Source organism: Streptomyces durocortorensis (genome assembly GCF_016901035.1).
GTDB lineage: Bacteria > Actinomycetota > Actinomycetes > Streptomycetales > Streptomycetaceae > Streptomyces > Streptomyces durocortorensis.
Genome location: NZ_JAFEUF010000006.1, coordinates 44160 through 61130, shown reverse-complemented (window position 1 = coordinate 61130; position 16971 = coordinate 44160). Strand labels below are relative to the sequence as shown.

Annotated in this window: 15 protein-coding genes; 8 read left to right on the top strand and 7 right to left on the bottom strand. The window is 71.0% G+C overall.

What is annotated here, in order from left to right:
- Positions 1-216: 216 nt before the first annotated feature.
- From JS521_RS02635 to JS521_RS02625, 3 genes are all read left to right on the top strand, one after another.
- On the top strand, positions 217-1725 hold the full coding sequence (locus JS521_RS02635; protein ID WP_205081075.1) for a DUF4246 domain-containing protein: 1509 nt from the start codon (positions 217-219) through the stop codon (positions 1723-1725).
- Positions 1726-1783: 58 nt separating this feature from the next.
- Positions 1784-2269 (top strand): hypothetical protein, encoded by a 486-nt coding sequence (locus JS521_RS02630; protein ID WP_205081074.1) that lies wholly within the window; start codon positions 1784-1786, stop codon positions 2267-2269.
- Positions 2270-2371: 102 nt separating this feature from the next.
- Positions 2372-3265, top strand: a complete 894-nt coding sequence (locus tag JS521_RS02625) for an oxygenase MpaB family protein (RefSeq protein WP_205081073.1) — start codon at positions 2372-2374, stop codon at positions 3263-3265.
- Between the two features lie 49 nt (positions 3266-3314).
- On the opposite strand, the gene JS521_RS02620 is transcribed toward JS521_RS02625, so the two are convergent.
- The gene (locus JS521_RS02620; RefSeq protein WP_205081072.1) at positions 3315-4148 is read right to left on the bottom strand and encodes a PIG-L family deacetylase; all 834 of its coding nucleotides are present in this window, start codon (positions 4146-4148) and stop codon (positions 3315-3317) included.
- Between the two features lie 293 nt (positions 4149-4441).
- Here JS521_RS02620 and JS521_RS02615 point away from each other — a divergent pair, with 293 nt between their 5' ends.
- Positions 4442-5335 (top strand): bile acid:sodium symporter family protein, encoded by an 894-nt coding sequence (locus tag JS521_RS02615; protein ID WP_205081071.1) that lies wholly within the window; start codon positions 4442-4444, stop codon positions 5333-5335.
- 60 nt (positions 5336-5395) lie between these two features.
- On the opposite strand, the gene JS521_RS02610 is transcribed toward JS521_RS02615, so the two are convergent.
- The gene (locus JS521_RS02610) at positions 5396-6370 is read right to left on the bottom strand and encodes an alpha/beta hydrolase (protein ID WP_205081070.1); all 975 of its coding nucleotides are present in this window, start codon (positions 6368-6370) and stop codon (positions 5396-5398) included.
- A 466-nt stretch (positions 6371-6836) separates the two neighbouring features.
- On the opposite strand from JS521_RS02610, the gene JS521_RS02605 reads away from it, so the two are divergent.
- Positions 6837-7451 (top strand): TetR/AcrR family transcriptional regulator, encoded by a 615-nt coding sequence (locus JS521_RS02605; RefSeq protein WP_205081069.1) that lies wholly within the window; start codon positions 6837-6839, stop codon positions 7449-7451.
- 51 nt (positions 7452-7502) lie between these two features.
- On the opposite strand, the gene JS521_RS02600 is transcribed toward JS521_RS02605, so the two are convergent.
- Positions 7503-7907: an FKBP-type peptidyl-prolyl cis-trans isomerase gene (locus JS521_RS02600; protein ID WP_205081068.1), complete on the bottom strand. Its 405-nt coding sequence runs from the start codon at positions 7905-7907 to the stop codon at positions 7503-7505.
- Positions 7908-7982: 75 nt separating this feature from the next.
- Positions 7983-8759, bottom strand: coding sequence for a hypothetical protein (locus tag JS521_RS02595; RefSeq protein WP_239486694.1), 777 nt, complete (start codon positions 8757-8759; stop codon positions 7983-7985).
- A 307-nt stretch (positions 8760-9066) separates the two neighbouring features.
- On the opposite strand from JS521_RS02595, the gene JS521_RS02590 reads away from it, so the two are divergent.
- A complete protein-coding gene (locus JS521_RS02590; RefSeq protein WP_239486693.1) occupies positions 9067-10893 on the top strand; it encodes a DUF6924 domain-containing protein in 1827 nt (608 codons plus the stop codon).
- Positions 10894-11776: 883 nt separating this feature from the next.
- Here the strand turns inward: JS521_RS02590 and JS521_RS02585 are convergent.
- Together JS521_RS02585 and JS521_RS02580 are read right to left on the bottom strand one after the other, a co-directional pair.
- A complete protein-coding gene (locus JS521_RS02585; protein ID WP_205081066.1) occupies positions 11777-12043 on the bottom strand; it encodes a hypothetical protein in 267 nt (88 codons plus the stop codon).
- Positions 12044-12082: 39 nt separating this feature from the next.
- Positions 12083-12862, bottom strand: a complete 780-nt coding sequence (locus JS521_RS02580; RefSeq protein ID WP_205081065.1) for an SDR family NAD(P)-dependent oxidoreductase — start codon at positions 12860-12862, stop codon at positions 12083-12085.
- A 106-nt stretch (positions 12863-12968) separates the two neighbouring features.
- On the opposite strand from JS521_RS02580, the gene JS521_RS02575 reads away from it, so the two are divergent.
- A complete protein-coding gene (locus tag JS521_RS02575) occupies positions 12969-13589 on the top strand; it encodes a TetR/AcrR family transcriptional regulator (RefSeq protein ID WP_205081064.1) in 621 nt (206 codons plus the stop codon).
- A 76-nt stretch (positions 13590-13665) separates the two neighbouring features.
- Here JS521_RS02575 and JS521_RS02570 read toward each other — a convergent pair whose 3' ends face one another.
- Positions 13666-14547 (bottom strand): alpha/beta fold hydrolase, encoded by an 882-nt coding sequence (locus tag JS521_RS02570; protein ID WP_205081063.1) that lies wholly within the window; start codon positions 14545-14547, stop codon positions 13666-13668.
- Between the two features lie 168 nt (positions 14548-14715).
- Here JS521_RS02570 and JS521_RS02565 point away from each other — a divergent pair, with 168 nt between their 5' ends.
- Positions 14716-16743 (top strand): AfsR/SARP family transcriptional regulator, encoded by a 2028-nt coding sequence (locus JS521_RS02565; RefSeq protein ID WP_205081062.1) that lies wholly within the window; start codon positions 14716-14718, stop codon positions 16741-16743.
- The last annotated feature ends 228 nt before the right edge of the window (positions 16744-16971 follow it).

Below are 16971 nucleotides of genomic sequence, written 5' to 3'. Positions count from 1 at the left end.
CCCTCAGCCCGCCACTCCCGCCAATCCACCCTCCCCCGCCCCCGCGCATTCTGCGGGTGGGTCGGTGGTTGTGGCGCGGGGGGCGTCCTGTCGCGCCCCCCCCCCCCCCCCCCCCACCGTCGGTTCCGGCAGGTGGCGGCGGGAGTGACGGCGGCGGTGTCAGTGCGCTGGAGTAATCTTCCGGCCACCACCCACCGACGCGGAGGATCAAGAGCGTTGACCGGCCTGTCTGCCTTCCCGCTGCCCTTTCACGCGTCCCGTTCCCCGGCGTTCACGACACCCCGGACACTGCGGGAGCTCCAGATGATGCGGTGCAGCGCGCACATCAGGGCGAAGCCCGGCTGGTTCGACAAGATGAACGACCCCGAGATCGTCGCCAGGTGGACACGGGAGGCGGTCGCCCAGGGGCTCACCGACGCGCAGGTGCGTTACGTCCTCGCCGAACTCGCGCACTACGCCGCGCTGCGGGACGCGGAGACCGGAATCGAGGTGTCCGCGGTCGACGGGGTGTGGCAGTCGGACACCCTGGTCGACGACGGCCTCCGATCCCGGCTGCGCGAGGCGGTCCGGGTTCTGGAAGAGGTCCCTGAGGCAGAGCGGGACTGGCACCCCGGATCCGACGGGCAGGTCCTGGACCTGGTGCATCCCTCCCTGTTCTGTCTGGTGCGAGGAGTGGGCGACGCACCCGAGCGGGCCTGGCAGAACGAGACGAACCGCTACTCGGCCTATGAGTTCTCCGAGAAGTTCCAGTGGCTGCCCACGGACGTCGACGTCACCCCCGCCGGCGAGTCGGTCCTCCGTTCGTACGTCAACAACGTCCACCCCGAGGCCCATCACGAACTGGCCGCCGTCCTGCCGGACTTGTTCACCCGCATACGCCCTCTGCTGGAGAACGTGCTCACCGATCTGCGCCATCCTCGGCCGCTGCGCATCGAGGCCGATCCCTTCGGGTGGTACGACTCGGAGCCGGAGTACCCGGACAAGGCGTCGTACGCCGATGACGCGACCTACCAGGAAGCCCTGCGCGGATGGGAGGTGGACCAGGACGCGTGGTGGGAGAACCGCCGCCCGGTGATCCCGGACGCCCCCGACTTCACCCCGCCCCCGCAGCCCGACGCATCGGCCCGCATCGACCTGCGGGGCCGCCGCCTCCAGGTCATCGTCAAGCTCGCCACCCTTCACCTCACCCCGGACAAGCCCGAGTACGCGGGCGGCTCCTGGCATGTCGAGGGAATGCTGAACGAGCGGATCGTCTCGACGGGCATCTATTACTGGGACAGCGAGAACATCACCGAAAGCCGGCTGAGCTTCCGCGCGGCACTCGACGACCCGCGTTACGAACAGAACGACGACAACGGCCTGCGTGAGGTCTACGGACTGGAGGACGAGGAGGCGCTGAACCAGACGCTGGGTTCGGCATCCACCCCGGCGGGCCGGTGCCTGGCGTTCCCGAACGTCCTGCAACACCGCGTCGGTTCGTTCCGTCTCGCGGACCCCACCCGCCCGGGGCATCGCAAGATTCTCGCGTTCTTCCTGGTCGACCCGTCGCAGAAGATCGTCTCGACATCGGACGTACCGCCGCAGCAGCCGGGGTTCGCCACCTCGACCATGACGCGCGAGCAGGCCGAGAGCTACCGCGAAGAACTCATGCGGGAGCGCAAGTTCTTCGTCGACGAGCACAACGAGCAGCTTTTCGAGCGGGAGTTCTCCCTCTGTGAGCACTGACTCTGTGAGCACTGACGTGAGCACCGGACCCGATCCGCGGACGGGCGGGGGCCGGCTCATGGCTGCGGTGATCGGCCTGCTGGAGGCGCTCAGGGGCCTCGCCCCGCTGACCGCCGAGGGTGCGGCGGCGCGGTTCTCGGCTCACGGTTGGGTGCCGGGGGGCAAGCCCCGTAACGGCGTGGAGACCTCGTGGGACAAGGACGGCGTCGGGGGCTGGATCCAGACGTTCGGCGGTGGGGCGGTCCGCGTCTCGTTCTTCGTCTGGATCCGCGACGTCGACGCGTCGGGCTACTTCGACGACCTGGACGCCGTCTACGAGCAGGGGGAGCGGGCGCTGGCCGGGTTCCTCCCCGAGATCGAGCGGTCTTCTCTCGCCGGTCATCTCGTCGCGGCCGAGCGGACGGCGGCCGACGCGGACGAGTTCATCCAGGTGGAGAAGTGGACCCTCGACGGCCGGGTCCTGACCGCCGGGGTGGTCCAGCACGACGCCGATCTACCGGTCATGGTCGTCGTGGCGCTGGAGCAGTCCGTCCCCCACCTGTAGCGCCTTCCCCTCGTCCGTGATCTCCGCCGCCCGGGGCCGGGCCGGGGGCCGGTGGGCGGCTCGATACCCTAGGCCGAGGAACTCACAGCCTGGAGGCATCGCGTGGGACTGCGGGACCGGATCGCGGCGGAACTCACCACGGCCTTGCACGGCGGGGACCTCAAGCTGGAGCGGTACGCGGCTCCGCCCGGCGATCCGGGGCTGTTCGGGATCACGCCGCAGGACCCGGTGTGGCGGGTGCACGGGCAGGCCACCGGAATGCTCACCGGCGGGTTCGCCGCTCTCATGCTCCAGTCGCTGCATCCGCTGGCCATGGCCGGGGTCGACCAGCACTCGGACTTCCGCGCCGATCCGGTCGGGCGGCTGAACGGAACCGTACGGTTCATCACCACGACCACCTTCGGCTCCGCGCCCGCCGCCCGCGAGGTGATCGGACTCGTCCGGCGCATCCACACCCGGGTGCACGGCACCGCCCCCGACGGCAGGCCGTACCGTGCGGACGATCCCGACCTGCTCACCTGGGTGCACACCGCCGAGGTACGCAGCTTCCTCGCCGGCCACCAGGCGTACGCGCCCCGGGCGCACCGGCTCACTCCCGCCGAGTGCGACGCCTACTACCGCCAGGCCGCCCCCGTGGCTGAGGAGTTGGGGGCGCGGGAGGTGCCGCGTACCACGTCCGAGGCGGAGAGCTACCTGACCCGCATGCGCCCGCACCTCCACGCCACCCCGGCCGCGCTGGACTCGGTGCGCTTCCTCCGTGCCTTCGGACGTACACCGCGGGAGCGGCTGGCCGTCCGCCTGCTCATGAACGCCTCGGTCGGGCTCCTCCCCGACTGGGCCCGCGCCGCACTCGGCATCCACCGGCCGGCCCCCGTCCGCACCGGCTGGGACCGGCCCCTGGCGACGGGCCTCGGACGCACCCTGGAATGGGGGCTCGGCCCCTCCCAGATCCAGGCGGCGGCGCGGGGCAGGCTGGCGGGGGCGCGGCAGGAGTGACGAGGACGCCCGCCCGTTGCCGCGCGGGGCCCGGGCGGGCGGCCGGAAGTCAGCGGAGTCCGGCGAAGAGGTCCTTCTCGGGTACGGCCGCGCCGGTGGCGTCCTTGACCCGCACGAAGGTCTCCATGCCCATCAGCTCGCCGAACCTCTCCTTGCCCATCCTGAGGAAGAAGATGTTCTCGCCCTGGCTGGCGTGCGCGGCCAACGCGTCGAACTTCTGACCGCTGAACGCGGTGGTGTCCACCCACGTGGTGACCTCGTCGTCGGGAAGGCCGATCTCGGCCAGCGCGTCGGCCTCGGCAGGATCCGGCTCCGGCATGCCCTCCTGGGACTCGCGCATCATCTCCTCGAACCGGCGCATCGCCGAGTGGGGCATCGTCGTCCAGTAGACCTTCGGTGTCAGTTCGGTCATCTCCAGCGCCGCCATCGTGATGCGGTGGGCCTGGATGTGGTCGGGGTGGCCGTAGAAGCCGTTCTCGTCGTAGGTGACGACCACGTCGGGCCGATAGTGCCGCATGAGTTCCGCGAGCCGGGCGGCACCCTTCTCCACGGGGGTCTGCCAGAAAGATCCAGGGGCTTCGTTGCTCGGCCAGCCGATCATCCCGGAGTCCGCGTAGTCCAGCGTCTCCAGATCGCTCACCCCCAGGACCTCACAGCTCGCCTCCAGTTCCTGACGGCGCATCGCGGCGACGGCCGCCGGATCGTGGCCGGGGTCGCCCGGCTTGACGCCTCCCGGTCCGTCACCGCAACCGCCGTCGGTACAGGTCACGAGAACCGTGCGGATGCCTTCCGCCGCATACCGCGCGAGCACTCCTCCGGTTCCCGTGGCCTCGTCGTCGGGGTGGGCGTGCACGGCCATGAGGGTCAGGGGCCGGTCGGTCATGAAGAGGTCCTTCCACAGAGTCAGGTCGGGGTCCGAGTACGCGGCGGGCACACCGTGCTTCCAGGGCTCGGCCCCTCGGTCGATGCAACTGTGCCGACCGGCCCCGCTGTTCCCGGGCTCGGCCCCGACTTCGGCTCCGACTTCGGCTCTGCCCCGGACGATTGCGCTCCGTCCCCCGGGCCGACCGACGGCCGGATTCCGTTCGCCAGAGTGTTGACGGTGTACACATTGCGACGTTACGTTCATGCGGCCGCCCCGCCGCCACTTCCCCCGCCCAGGAGACGAAGCCGCCCATGGACTCTCCCATCGCCACCGTCATGCTCCCGCTCGCCCTCGCCGTCATCATGCTGGGGCTGGGTCTGTCCCTGACCGTCGACGACTTCCGGCGGGTACGCCGGCATCCGCGCGCCGTCGTCGTAGCGCTGCTCTGTCAGGCACTGTTGCTGCCCGCCGCGTGTTTCGGCCTGGTCGTCGCCTTCGGCCTCTCCCCCGAACTCGCCGTCGGCATGATGCTGCTGGCCGCTTCTCCCGGTGGGACGACGGCCAATCTCTTCAGCCACCTCTTCGGCGGCGACGTGGCGCTGAACGTCACGCTCACGGCGATCAACGCGGTCGTGGCCGTCGTGACGCTGCCGGTCATCACCAACTTCGCCCTGCTCCACTTCGAGCCGGGCATCGGGGAGGACGACCTCGGGCTGCAGTTCGGCAAGGTGCTCCAGGTCTTCGCCCTGGTGCTCGCGCCGGTGGTGATCGGCCTGGTGGTGCGCCGGCGCTCGGAGGCGTTCGCGCTCCGCATGGACCGGCCGGTGCGCCTCCTGTCGGTCGTCGCCCTCGTCGCGGTGATCGTCGGCGCGGTACTCGCCGAGCGGAGCAACATCACCGACTATCTCGTGGACGCCGGGCCCGTGGCGCTGCTCTTCTGCGTGCTGAGCCTGGCCACGGGGTACTTCGTGCCACGCTGGGCCCGCGTCGGCAAGCCGCAGGCGATCGCCTGCTCCATGGAGATCGGCGTGCACAACAGCGCGGTCGCCATGACGTTGGCGATCAGCGTCCTCGGCAGCGTCAGCCTGGCCGTGCCCGCAGCCGTCTACGGCGTACTCGCCTACCCCGTCGCGGCGCTCGCCGGGCTGCTGATGACCCGCGTCGGAACCCGACGCCCCGCGGAGGACGCCGGGCGGGTGGCCTGACCCGCGGCACAGCGCACAGCGCACAGCGAAAGGTGACCGGGGCCGCCGGCAGAGGCCGCCTCAGTCGTCGTGCAGGGCCTTCCTGAGGGCGTCGACGGCGAGGGTGCGGGCGACGTTCGCGGCGCGGGTGTCGCGCAGGCTGTCCAGGAGGAGGAAGTCGTGGACCATGCCCGCCACGCGGACGGAGGTCACGTCCACGCCGGCCTCGCGCAGCCGGTTGGCGTACTTCTCGCCCTCGTCGCGCAGGACGTCGGCCTCGTCGGTGATGACCAGCGTGGTGGGCAGACCCCGGAGCTGGTCCAGGGAAGCCTTCAACGGCGCGGCGTACACCTCGGTGCGGTGGGCGGGGTTGCCGATGTAGGCGTCCCAGAACCACTTCATGCCGTCGCGGGTGAGGTAGTAGCCCTCGGCGAACTGGAGGTACGAAGGGGTGTTGAAGTCGGCGTCGGCGACCGGGTAGAGCAGCACCTGGGCCTTGAGGTCGATGCCTCTGCGCTCCTTGTTCATCAGCGCGAACACCGCCGACATGCAGCCGCCCACCGACTCCCCGGTGACCGCGATCCGCGAGGTGTCCAGCCCGTGCTCCGCACCGTGCTTCAGGACCCACTGGCCCACGGCGTAGTTCTGCTCGACCTGGGTGGGGTACTTGGCCTCGGGCGCCCGGTCGTAGACGGGGAAGACGCCCGCCGCTCCGGCCCCGACGGCGAGTTCGCGGAAGAGGCGGTCGTGGGTCTTGTCGTCGCCGAAGACCCAGCCGGCGCCGTGGATGTAGAACACGACCGGCAGCGGTCCGGTGGCGCCCTTGGGCCGGATGATCCGGGTGCGGACCGTGCCCCACTGGCCCGCGTCCACGTCGACCCACTCCTCGTCGACGTCCGGGCGGGGCACGCTCGCGTCGCTCTGCAGACCGAGCAGGATGTCGCGGCCCTTCTCCGGGGGGACCTCGTAGATCCGCGGATGCGGATCCGTGGCCTCGCACAGCTCCTTCGCCGCGGGCTCCAGGTAGGGGGTGAGCGGAGAGGGTAGCTCAGTCATGTCGACTCCCTGTCGCGGGCGCACCGTGCGCCCTGTGTACGCGGCCCCGTCGGCCGCTGAGGCATGGGCCGCCGATGCCGTGCGCGCCCGGGCGGCAATGAGCGTTTCCATACTTCGCGCCCGATTCGTCCATCGCAACCGGCGCGGAAGCCCACCAGGCGCCCACACCGCAGTCGGCCCGGCGAGCGGGAGCGAGGGCGGCGAGGAGCGGCGGCACGCCGGAACCTCGGCTGACCGCCTGGTGCGCCGCACGCCACACCCCTCAATGTTTACGATGATTACATTCATGAACTCATGCGAGTGGTGCACACATCGCAGGCGATCAAGAAGGAGGAGAGAACCGGCATGTCGCCGGAATCGCTCGCAGGCAGCCCCGATTTCTCCTTCCTTTCCGATCACCTAAGATGTATGCATCGTTCACATCAGGGAGGAGATGTGGACATGGCAAACATAAGGAGCACGGCCCATGCCCCGGAGCAGCACGTACCACCACGGCGATCTGCGCGCCGCCTGCCTGCGTGCCGCGCGTGAACTCCTGGAGGAGGACGGCAGCGCCGGACTCTCGCTGCGCGCGGTGGCGCGGCGGGCCGGGGTCTCGGCGACGGCCCCCTACCGCCATTACGCCGACCGCGAGGCCTTGGTCTCCGCGGTGGCCGCCGAGGGGTACCGCGAGCTCGCCACCCACCTGGCGCAGGCACACCCCGCGCCCTCGACCCCTGACGAACTCGCCGCGGTCGCCGTCGCGTACGTACGGTTCGCACTGGAGCACCCGGCCCTGTTCCGCGCGATGTTCGCGGAGCCCTGCGACCCCACCGGCGAAGAGCGCGTCGCCGCGACCGAGGCCATCTCGGCGTACGTCCGCACGATCGTCGAGGCCACCTTCCCCGACGTGGACGCGGGTGCCCTGTCGACCACGGTGTGGGCCCTCGTCCACGGCCTCGCGTTCCTGCACCTCGACGGCAAGCTCGACTCCTCCACCCCCGAAGTCGTCGCCGCCCAGGTCACCTCCGCCGTCCACGCGCTGTTCGCCGCCTCCCCGGCGATGTCCGGTGCGGCAGCAACCGCCCGGCCGACGGCCTGAGCGGGCCCACCCCGTACCCGGTGCCCGCCGACGCGGCCGTGGCCGCAGCCGTCAGGCCGGGTTACGCTCCGGCGGGCCGCCCACCACCGTGAGCAGGTCCACGACGAAGATCAGCGTAGAGCCCGGCGGGATCAGCGGTGAGGGTGACTGCTTGCCGTAACCGAGGCGCGGCGGAACGATGATCTCGCGCCGGCCACCGGCTCGCATCCCTCTCACCCCCCGGTCCCAGCCCTTGATGGCCCTGCCGCCGCCCACGGCGAACTTGAACGGCCTGTCCAGCTCCCAGGAGGAGTCGAACTCCCTCCCGGACGCGAACGTCACCCCCACGTAGTGGACCTGGACGACCCTGCCAGGCAGCGCCTCGGGGCCGTCCCCGACCGCGAGGTCCCGGACCGTCAGCTCGGTGGGCGCGTCCCCCTCCGGAACCTCGACCACCGGCTTCGTCAGTTCGCTCATCACGGTCCCCTCGCTCGCTTCCGGAACCCCTCGCACGGGCCGGCCGGACACATGGACCCTCCATGCGGCAGAAGATCACGTTACGTCGAGCAGGGCCCGGGCGTGCTCGTCGGGGAAGAGGCCGTCCCGGGCGACGTGGTCTCGCAGTTCCTGTTCGGTGAGCGGGTGGACGTTACGGCGTTCGCTCTCCTCCGCCGCGTCGACCAGAACGGAGCGGACGCGCTCGCCGTTGCCCTTCTCGTCGCTCGCGCCCATGCCGCCCATCCCGCCGCCCATCGGCATACCGGGGGTGCCGGGCGTACCCGGGGCGCCGGGGGCTCCCGGGCCACCGCCGGTGTTGGGGGTCATCGCGTTGTTCGTGGCGCTGTCGGAGAGTGGGGAGACCTGCCCGAGGGTCTCCGACGACGGGAGGTTCGCGCCGGGGAGGCCGCCGCCGGAACCGCCCGCTCCCGCCTGGGCGCTGAGCCCCAGCTCCGAAAGGGGGACGCCCCGGGTGGTGGTCCCGTCGCCTCCCCCACCACCGCTGCCGTTGGCGAGGTCCTTGAGCCCGTTGAGATCGAAGTCCCGGTTCTCGTTCAGGCCGTCCAGGTCCCGGTTCCCGTTGAGGTCACCGAGGTTGCCGAGGTCACGGTCCTGGCCGAGGTCCCTCAAGTCGTCCAGGAAGTCCGGCCTATTGTTGTCGCTCCCCCGCGAGTTGAGCTCGTCGAGCGTGACCGTCTCCGTCCTGCCCTGCGGGTCGGTGACGGTGGCGATCCCGGTGTCCGGGTCGATGGAATGGCTGGAGCCGTCCGGGAAGGAGTTGAGGAACCGGCCGTTGTCCAGCGAGGAGACGGAACCGTCCGGGTTGGTCACCTCGGCCCCGTGGGTGAGGTCGGTGGTGACCTCGGAGCCGTCCGGGGCGATGCTGGTGAGCTGCCCCGTGTCGGGGTCGAAGACGGTCTTGCCGCCGTCCGGGAACGTGGTGGCGAAGTCGCCTGAACCAAGATCACCGGATCTCTACGGAACTCGGGGCAGCTCAGAGTGCGCGGCAGGGGTGTCAGGGCAGGGCCGTCGGGCCAACCAGGACCGTTGTCAGTGGCGTCCGGCAGAATCCGCACCGACGCCACCAAGACCCGGCGTCGCCCGGTAGGAGAAGAGGGTTCCTGTGCGTGAGATGCCCATGTTCGAACGTCTTTACCCCGATGTCCAGTTGACGTCTCCCTCGGAGAGGTTCGTGCTGCGGTGCGACTCGGAGGGTATCGCCGTGGTCACGGACACCGATCGCGGTCAGGTCGTCTGGCGGGCGGGCGCAGCTGGACAGCTGCTTCTCGGACACGGTTACGAGGTCGTCGTCGAGGGCGGGGAGGACGACGACACGGTGTGGCGCTCCGGTTTCGCCGCGCCCGGGGCGCAGTACCTCATTCTCACGGACGCCGGAGAGCTGGAACTCCTGGACCGCTCCCACGTCCGCCTGGGCAACATACGCACCGGGCTCACCCACCCTGTGCCGCTCGGGGACGCGGCGCCCGCGGCTGCCATCACCCGGGATGCGTATCTGGTCAAGGAGGGGAAGATACGGCGGACAGTGGCCCGCCAGCAGGACGGATGGCTGCGGGTCTGCGAGTACGGGAAGGCCGGGGGTAGGAGCTACGCGCTGACCCGTCCCCTGGTCGGTTGGTTCGAACAGGAAGGCACCGTGCTCACCTGGCGCCGGCACCTGGCGGGTGGTTCGAAATCCAAAGGCCTGATGCTGTGCCTGGTCGACTCCGCCGGGACCGTCCTGTGGCACGAGGGCACCCAACGCCCGCACGGACCGGTCCCCCTGGGAGAGCCCTACGCGTACGGTGGGCCCGCGCTGGAGGCGGGAGGGCGCCTGCGCAACCAGTCCCTGACGTCTCCCACCGGTACGCACACACTGGCCCACCAGGGCAACGGCGACCTGACTCTGTACTGCCACACCGAGCGCCGTGCCGTGTGGTCGACCGGCACGGGATGGGTGGACGGAGGATGGGCCGAGCTCTCCGAGGACGGTGTCCTCGCGGTCCACAACACCCATGGTGTCCCGGTGTGGACTTCCGGCCCGTCCGGTTCGGGGGCCCGCCAGCTCGTGGTCGAAGATGACGGCCGTGCCGAACTGCGTGACGCGGACGGCCGGTCGGTGTGGTCCACAGGCACACACACGGCATGCCACGGACCCACGCTCGACGCCCCGCGAGGTGCCGTGCTGCGCCGAGGACAGACGCTCCAACGGCACTCCCTCACCTCCCCCGACGGAAGCACCGTGCTCGGACACTGGGACGAACACCGCCTCGTGCTGTTCGGGGCCGACCAGACCTGGCTCTGGTACGCGCACCTCGGCGAAACGGCCGAGCCCGGACTGCGACTCGACGAGGACGGCATGCTGCGCGTTCTCGACGACGAACGCCCACCGCTGGGCGGACCGGCCGACGAACTGCGTGTCGAGGAGGGCGGAGTGGTCCTGTCCCGTGCCGACGGCACCATCGTCTGGCGCGACGGCGAGCCGGTGGCCGAGCCGGCCGCTGCCCCGAACCCGCCAGCACGGGAAGGACTCCTGAAGAGCCTGCCGGACACGGACGAAACCCTGCTGATCCGCACCGACTTCTCCGACCCGACCGCTTGGCAAGCCCTGCTCCAGACCGTCATGACACCGAACCAGGACGGCTTCCTCGCGAACGTCCACCCCGTGGATGATCTCGCCTATCGCGACCTGGCGACTGAACAGATTCTTGCGGCGGCTCATGAACTGGACGCCGAACTTCTCATCGTGGCCGACAAGGCTGCCCTCACGGCTCCGGAGATGCCGCTGCTGGCCCTCCTACTCCTCGATGACGACGAATGTGAGGAGGGTGAGGCCAGGCAGGAGCACGGCGAACTCCGAGTCATCGCCACAGAACTGTGGTCGGTCGAGAACAACATCTCCCTCGCCAACATGGATTGGGAGGACTTCGAGAACGCCGCCGTCAACGGTGTCTTCCGGGGCTTCTGACCTTGGCAGGATCTGACGACCTCGTGCACGAGGTCGTCAGGGGCGTCCCGCAACGCATCAGATGAGTCGAGCATCCTCCGTCAGGGCTGCCGATGCGTGGGGCATCGATCCGTACAGGGCTGGCTTCCGAGGCTGCGAGGCCCGTGCGACCGGCGCGGGCCTGGCCCTGTCGCAGGCAAACCGGCGGGCCGGTTCTGCGTGAGCGTGCCGGCGGTCAGCTTCGTGAGGGTGCGGTTCGGAAACCTTTCCCTTGTCAGCGGCGGTCGAACCGCTGGATCGATGGCGGGCTACCTGTTGCCGGAGCCGAGCATTACGTGTGGCGGCGACATGCCAGAACGCCGCTGTACAAGGCGACGACGCCGTCGTTCACATCCCGGAGGGCTGCCCTGGGGCGCAACTTCCTACGGCCAGAGTTACGCTCTCCTGAGCTGACCGGTTGTTGCGCCTCAAGCAACTCGGACCACCTTCACCTGCCCTTGCGTGAGCGCCTCAACCAGCTCTGCCCCTCACGCCTCCTGCTGTCCGGCCGCGGGATGTTGATCACCATGGGGCGAACATGAACCCCACCGCTTCCGGCAGATATCGGCCTGCCAACTGTTACGTAATCACCCTCACCTGCGAGGACCGCCTCCTGGTCCACTCCCCCACGCCTGCCCGGAAAGTCGGCCTCAGTCGCCTACGTGCTTGCTTGATGCGTTTGCGAGCCGTGTCATGAGTTGGTCCGAGACCGGCTTGTGCGGCGCGAAGGCGATGCCCGTCTTGCTCGCTCTGCGCACCGCTTCTGCAATTGCTTCGGCATGATCCGAGATCGCAGGGGCGAGGAAGCCCAGCCGGTTGTGCAGGCGGGTGGGCCGGGTGATGCTGCCGGAATTGTGGGACCGATTCAGGTCGGCGGCGACCTCGGCCAGAACGCGGTACCGCTCCTCCCTCTGGGTGACGGGGACGGCCTGGGCCGGGAGGTCGGCTTACCAGCCTGCCGGACGGCCGGAGTGCCGCTGCAGAGGTTGGTGCGGTCGACGGCACGGCAGAAGCGGGACTCGATCCGCCGGTGCCTGCCGGTTCGACGGCCGGTCGCGGTGATATCGATGGTCCGATCGCGGATGCCGACTGCTGACGTTGCCTCGATGGTCGCGAGCACCTTCGGGTCCATCAGGCGCTCCTTTCGTGCAGGCCGGGTGGTACAGGCAGGTCAGGCGGCTTCGTGCTGGAGGGCGGGGCCGAGGAGGAGGCCGCCGTCGATGACGAACTCCGAGCCGGTGGCGAAGGAAGCCTCGTCGGAGGTGAGGAAGAGCAGGGCCCGGGTGATGTCCGCGGGCTCTCCCAGGCGGGGGATGGCGAACGGCTCGGCCGAGTAGAAGTCGGAGATGGGGGCGTCGCTGCCGACGGCGGGCTCGGTGATGAACGGGGTGGCGATCACGCCGGGGTGGATGGCGTTGACGCGGATGCGGTCGCGGCCCAGTTCCAGGGCGGCCGTCTTGGTGAGGCCCCGGAGTGCCCACTTGCTCGCTACGTAGGGGGCGTACATCGCGGTGCCGCCCACGCCGGAGGTGGAGGCGATGTTGACGATGACGCCGCCGCCGTTTCGGCGCAGCGAGGGGGCAGCTGCCTTGATGCCGAGGAAGGCTCCGGTGAGGTTGACGCCGAGGATGCGGTCCCAGACCCGGCGTTCGGTGGTCTCGATCGGGGCGGCGGGGTTCTGCACGCCGGCGTTGTTCACGAGGACGGACAGCGGGCCGAAGTGCCCCTCGGCGGCCTGGACGGCGGCACTCCAGGAGGTCTCGTCGGTGACGTCGAGGCGAACGTACAGCGCGCGGGCGCCGAGTTCGGCGGCGAGCGCGCAGCCCCTGCTTTCGTCGATGCCGGCGATGACGACGTTGGCACCTTCGGCCTGATAGGCGCGGACATGACTGGCTCCCTGGCCACCGGCGCCTCCGGTGACGAGCACGGTGCGGTGATCGAAGCGTCCCATGAAGCATTCCTTTCCAGATGGCGAGTCGAGTGACTCGCCTCGCCAATGACCCTAGGAGGACGACGCGAGGTGAGTCAAGCGGCTCACCTCGCCTAGGGTGACCCCCATGAACCCCGAACCGTCGGCCTACCACCAGCGCGTCTCCCAGGAGAAGCGGGCGGCGATCCTGCGCGCAGCCACCCGCCTCTTCCTGGATTCGGGGTACGACCGGACATCGCTGGCGAAGATCGCCGAGGCAGCCGGGGTGTCGAAGGCGACCCTCTTCAAGCAGTTCCCGACCAAGGCGGCGCTGTTCGACGCGATCGTTGCCACGTCCTGGCAGGCGGGAGACGGCACGGAGGACACGCCGGCGCCGGGCGACCTCCGGGCGGGCCTCGCCCTGATCGGCCGGCGCTACGTCGCCCTGCTCACGCGTCCAGGCATGACCGACCTTTTCCGGATCGTGATCGCCGAATTGCCGCGCTTCCCGGAGCTGGCCGAGTCGCAGTTCCGCCGCGGCAAGATGCCCTACTTCGACTCTGTGCGCCGCTACCTGGAGGCGGAGCGGGAAGCGGGCACGATCCGGCTGGAGGATCCGGAGCTGGCCGCGACCCAGTTTCTCGGCATGATCTCCAACTACGTCTTCTGGCCCCGCCTGCTCCTGGCCCACTGGGCTCCGGACGGCGCGGCCGTCGAGTCGGTGGTCGACGAGGCCGTTCTGATGATGGTGGCCAGGTACGCCGCCTGAGGCGGCGTACCTTTCGCGCCGTGTCGCCCCTCTCTCTGGTCAGCCCGGGGCGGCGAAGTGAGCCGTGCGGGCTCGTTCAGCGGTCGGTGAGGGCCCGGATCTCGGATGCGATCAGCTGGGGGTCTTCTTCGGCCATGAAGTGCCCGCAGGAGACGGTCTGGTGGCGGAGGTCGTCGGTCCAGGCGGCCCAGAGGCCCTGGGCGTGGTAGCCGAGGGCGGCGCCCCAGTCCTGCTGGAGGACGGTGACGGGCATGGCCAGCTTGTGGCCGCTCTCCTTGTCGATGGTGTCGTGGCCGACGTCCACCCCGGCCGAGGCGCGGTAGTCGGCGACGATGGAGGGCACGGCCGCGGCGGAGGCGGCCAGGTAGTGGGCGCGGACGTCGGCGGGGAGGGCGTCCGGATCCTTGGTCCAGGCGTCGAGGAAGTAGCTGAAGAAGGTGTCCGCGGCCCCCTGGATCATCTCCTCGGGCAGGCCGGGGGCCTGGGCCATCAGGTAGAGGTGGAATCCGACCGCGCCGTTCACGCCGCGCAGCGCGTCCCACATGTCAAGGGTGGGCAGGACGTCCAGGAAGAGGGCGCCGGCGACGGCGTCCGGGTGGTCCATCGCGGCGCGGAAGGCGACCAGGGCGCCGCGGTCGTGTCCGGCCAGGGTGAAGCGGTCGTGGCCGAGTGTGGCGGCGAGGCGTACGACATCCCGGGCCATGGTCCGCTTGGAGTAGACGTCGGGTCCGGTTTCGGCGGGCTTGTCGCTGGCGCCATAACCGCGCAGGTCGGGGCAGATCACGGTGTGGTCGGCGGCGAGGTCGGCGGCGACGTGCCGCCACATCAGGTGGGTCTGCGGGAAGCCGTGCAGCAGCACGACCGGGGCGCCGCTGCCGCCGACGGCGGCCTTCAGGGTGACGCCGTCGTCGACGCTCACGCGTTGTTCGGTGAATCCGGGGATGCTCGGAGTTGTCACGGTGGCTCCTGTGCTTCGTGGGAGAGTGGACGGCCTGGACCCTTGAGCTCCTTGGTCCGGGCTGTCCGGGGACGCCACCCAGGTTGCGGGCCGCGGATCAGCGATCGATGAGTGCGAACGCCGCACTGCCCGGCGACGGCGCCGCCTCGTCCGCGAAGGGATCCTGCCGTGAGTGTGCGATTCGGACTGCTGGGACCGGTCACGGCCTGGGACACCGCGGGGGCACCGCTGCCGCTGAGCGCGCCACGCCACCGGGAAGTCCTCGGGCGGCTGCTGATCGCCCGGGGCCGAGTGGTCCCGGTCGGCCGGCTGGTGGCCGATCTGTGGGAGGACGAGGCCCCCGCGGGCGCGGTAGGCGCTGTCCGTACCTTCGTCGCGGCCCTGCGGCGTGCTCTGGAACCCGGGCGCCCGCCCCGGCAACCGTCCCGCCTGCTGGTCACCGAAGGCCCCGGATACGTCCTGCGCGCCGACCGGGAGGCGGTCGACGCCTGGCGTTTCGAGGACCTCGCCGCCCGCGCGGACCAGGCGCCGCCGCGGGCCGCGGTCGCCCTGTGGGACGAGGCACTCGCCTGCTGGCGGGGGCCGGTGCTCGCTGATTTCCCCGCTGCCGCGTGGGCCGCCGCCGAGAGGGCGCGGCTGGAGGCGCTGCGTCTGGACGCGGTGGAGCGGCGGGCGGATGCCCTGGTGGCGACCGGCGCCGCGCGGGACGCGGTGGCGGACCTGCGGGCCCATGTGTCCGGGCATCCCGGCCGGGAGGACGGCTGGGTGCTGCTGGCCACCGCGCTGGACCGCGCCGGGCGGCGCGGCGAAGCCCTGGCGGCGCTGGCTCGGGCACGTGAGGCCTTGAGCGGAGGCGGGGCCGCTCTGGCACGGACCGAGGCACGCATCCTCAGCGCGACGAAGCAGTCCCCGGCCGAACCGGCCGGGGCGGCCGACAGCGTCTGGAACAGGGCGGCGGCCTCGTGGGACCGCTCGGTACCCGCCCGGTCCCGGGCACGGCTGCACGCCACCGCAGGCCTCCTGCGCGATCTCGCGGTGACCGGTCCCGACGGACTTGAGGAGGCGCACCGGCACCGGCGCGATCTGGTCGCGGCGGCTGAGGCAACCGGCGATCCGGAACTGGCCGCCCGGGTCATCGGTTCCTACGACGTCCCAGCGGTGTGGACCCGCGCCGACGACCCCGAAGGCGCGGGCGAACTGTGCCGGGCCGCCACCCGGGCCGCTGCGCGGCTCGGGCCGGAAGGGTCGCCCACCCTGCGCACCCGGCTGCTGTCGGTCGTGGCGGTCGAGTCCCGGGGCGACGCCGCCGCGGACGCCCCGCTTCCCCGGGCCTCCGGGGCCCCCGCCACCGAGCCATGGCGGTTGCGCGCCGAGCGCGCCGCGGACGAGGCCGTCCGGCTCGCCCGGCGCGTCAGCGACCCCGCGCTGCTGGCGTTCGCCCTCAACGGCGCCTTCATGCAGGCGTTCGCCACCTGCGGGTCAGCCGACAACCGGGATGCCCTCGGCGCCGAACTGACCCGACTGGCCGTCGACCACCAGCTGCCTGGGCACGAAGTGCTCGGCCGCATCATCCGCCTCCAGGCGCTCGCCGGACTCGGCGACTTCACGCAAGCGGACACCGAGGCCGAAGAGATCGACCGGCTCGCGGACCGCAACGAACGGCCGCTCGCCGGCGTCTTCACCGCCTGGTACCGGGCCTTGCGGCTCTGCGAGACGGACGGCTGGCCGGCCGCCCGCAGGCGGTATGCGCGGGTCCTGAAGGAGACCGCCGCCTGCGGTATGCCCGGCCTCACCCAGGGAGCCGCCGCCCTGGTAGCGCTGGTTCCCGTCATGCGGGGCGACACCTTGCCCCGCCCCGGCGACTTCGACGGCTTGGACGCGGGACCGTATCAGCTCTGGCTCGACCCGCTGCTGCTGGCAACCTCCGGCGACTCCGAGGGAGCCCGACAGGCCCTCAGTACTGTCCCTCGGCCGCCGCACGACCTGCTCCAGGAAGCCCTGTGGTGCGTACTCGCCCGAGCCGCAGCGTCCGTGGGACACCTGCCGGTACTACGCCGCGCCCGGGACGAACTCGCCCGCGCCGCAGGCGAGTACGCCGGCGCGGGCAGCGGCCTGGTCTCCTTCGGCCCGGTCACACAGCACCTGGCTGCCGCCCACGCGGCAACCGAGGCGCACGCCTCCGCCACCGGACGGTGACGATGGATGAGCGCGGCTTTGGCCCGACCGGGCACCGCTACTTCACCCGAACCGTGCATCCGGCCACGTGACAGTCCCCCGTCCCTCAACACGCGTTCTTCCGCGGGGGGGGGGGGGGGGGGGCCCCCCCCCCGGCCCCGCCCCCCCCGGGGGGGGCCCCCCCCCCCCCGCCCCCATGACCCCCCACCCCACCACGAGCGCGGGGGTTGGAGGGGGGAACCCCAGCGG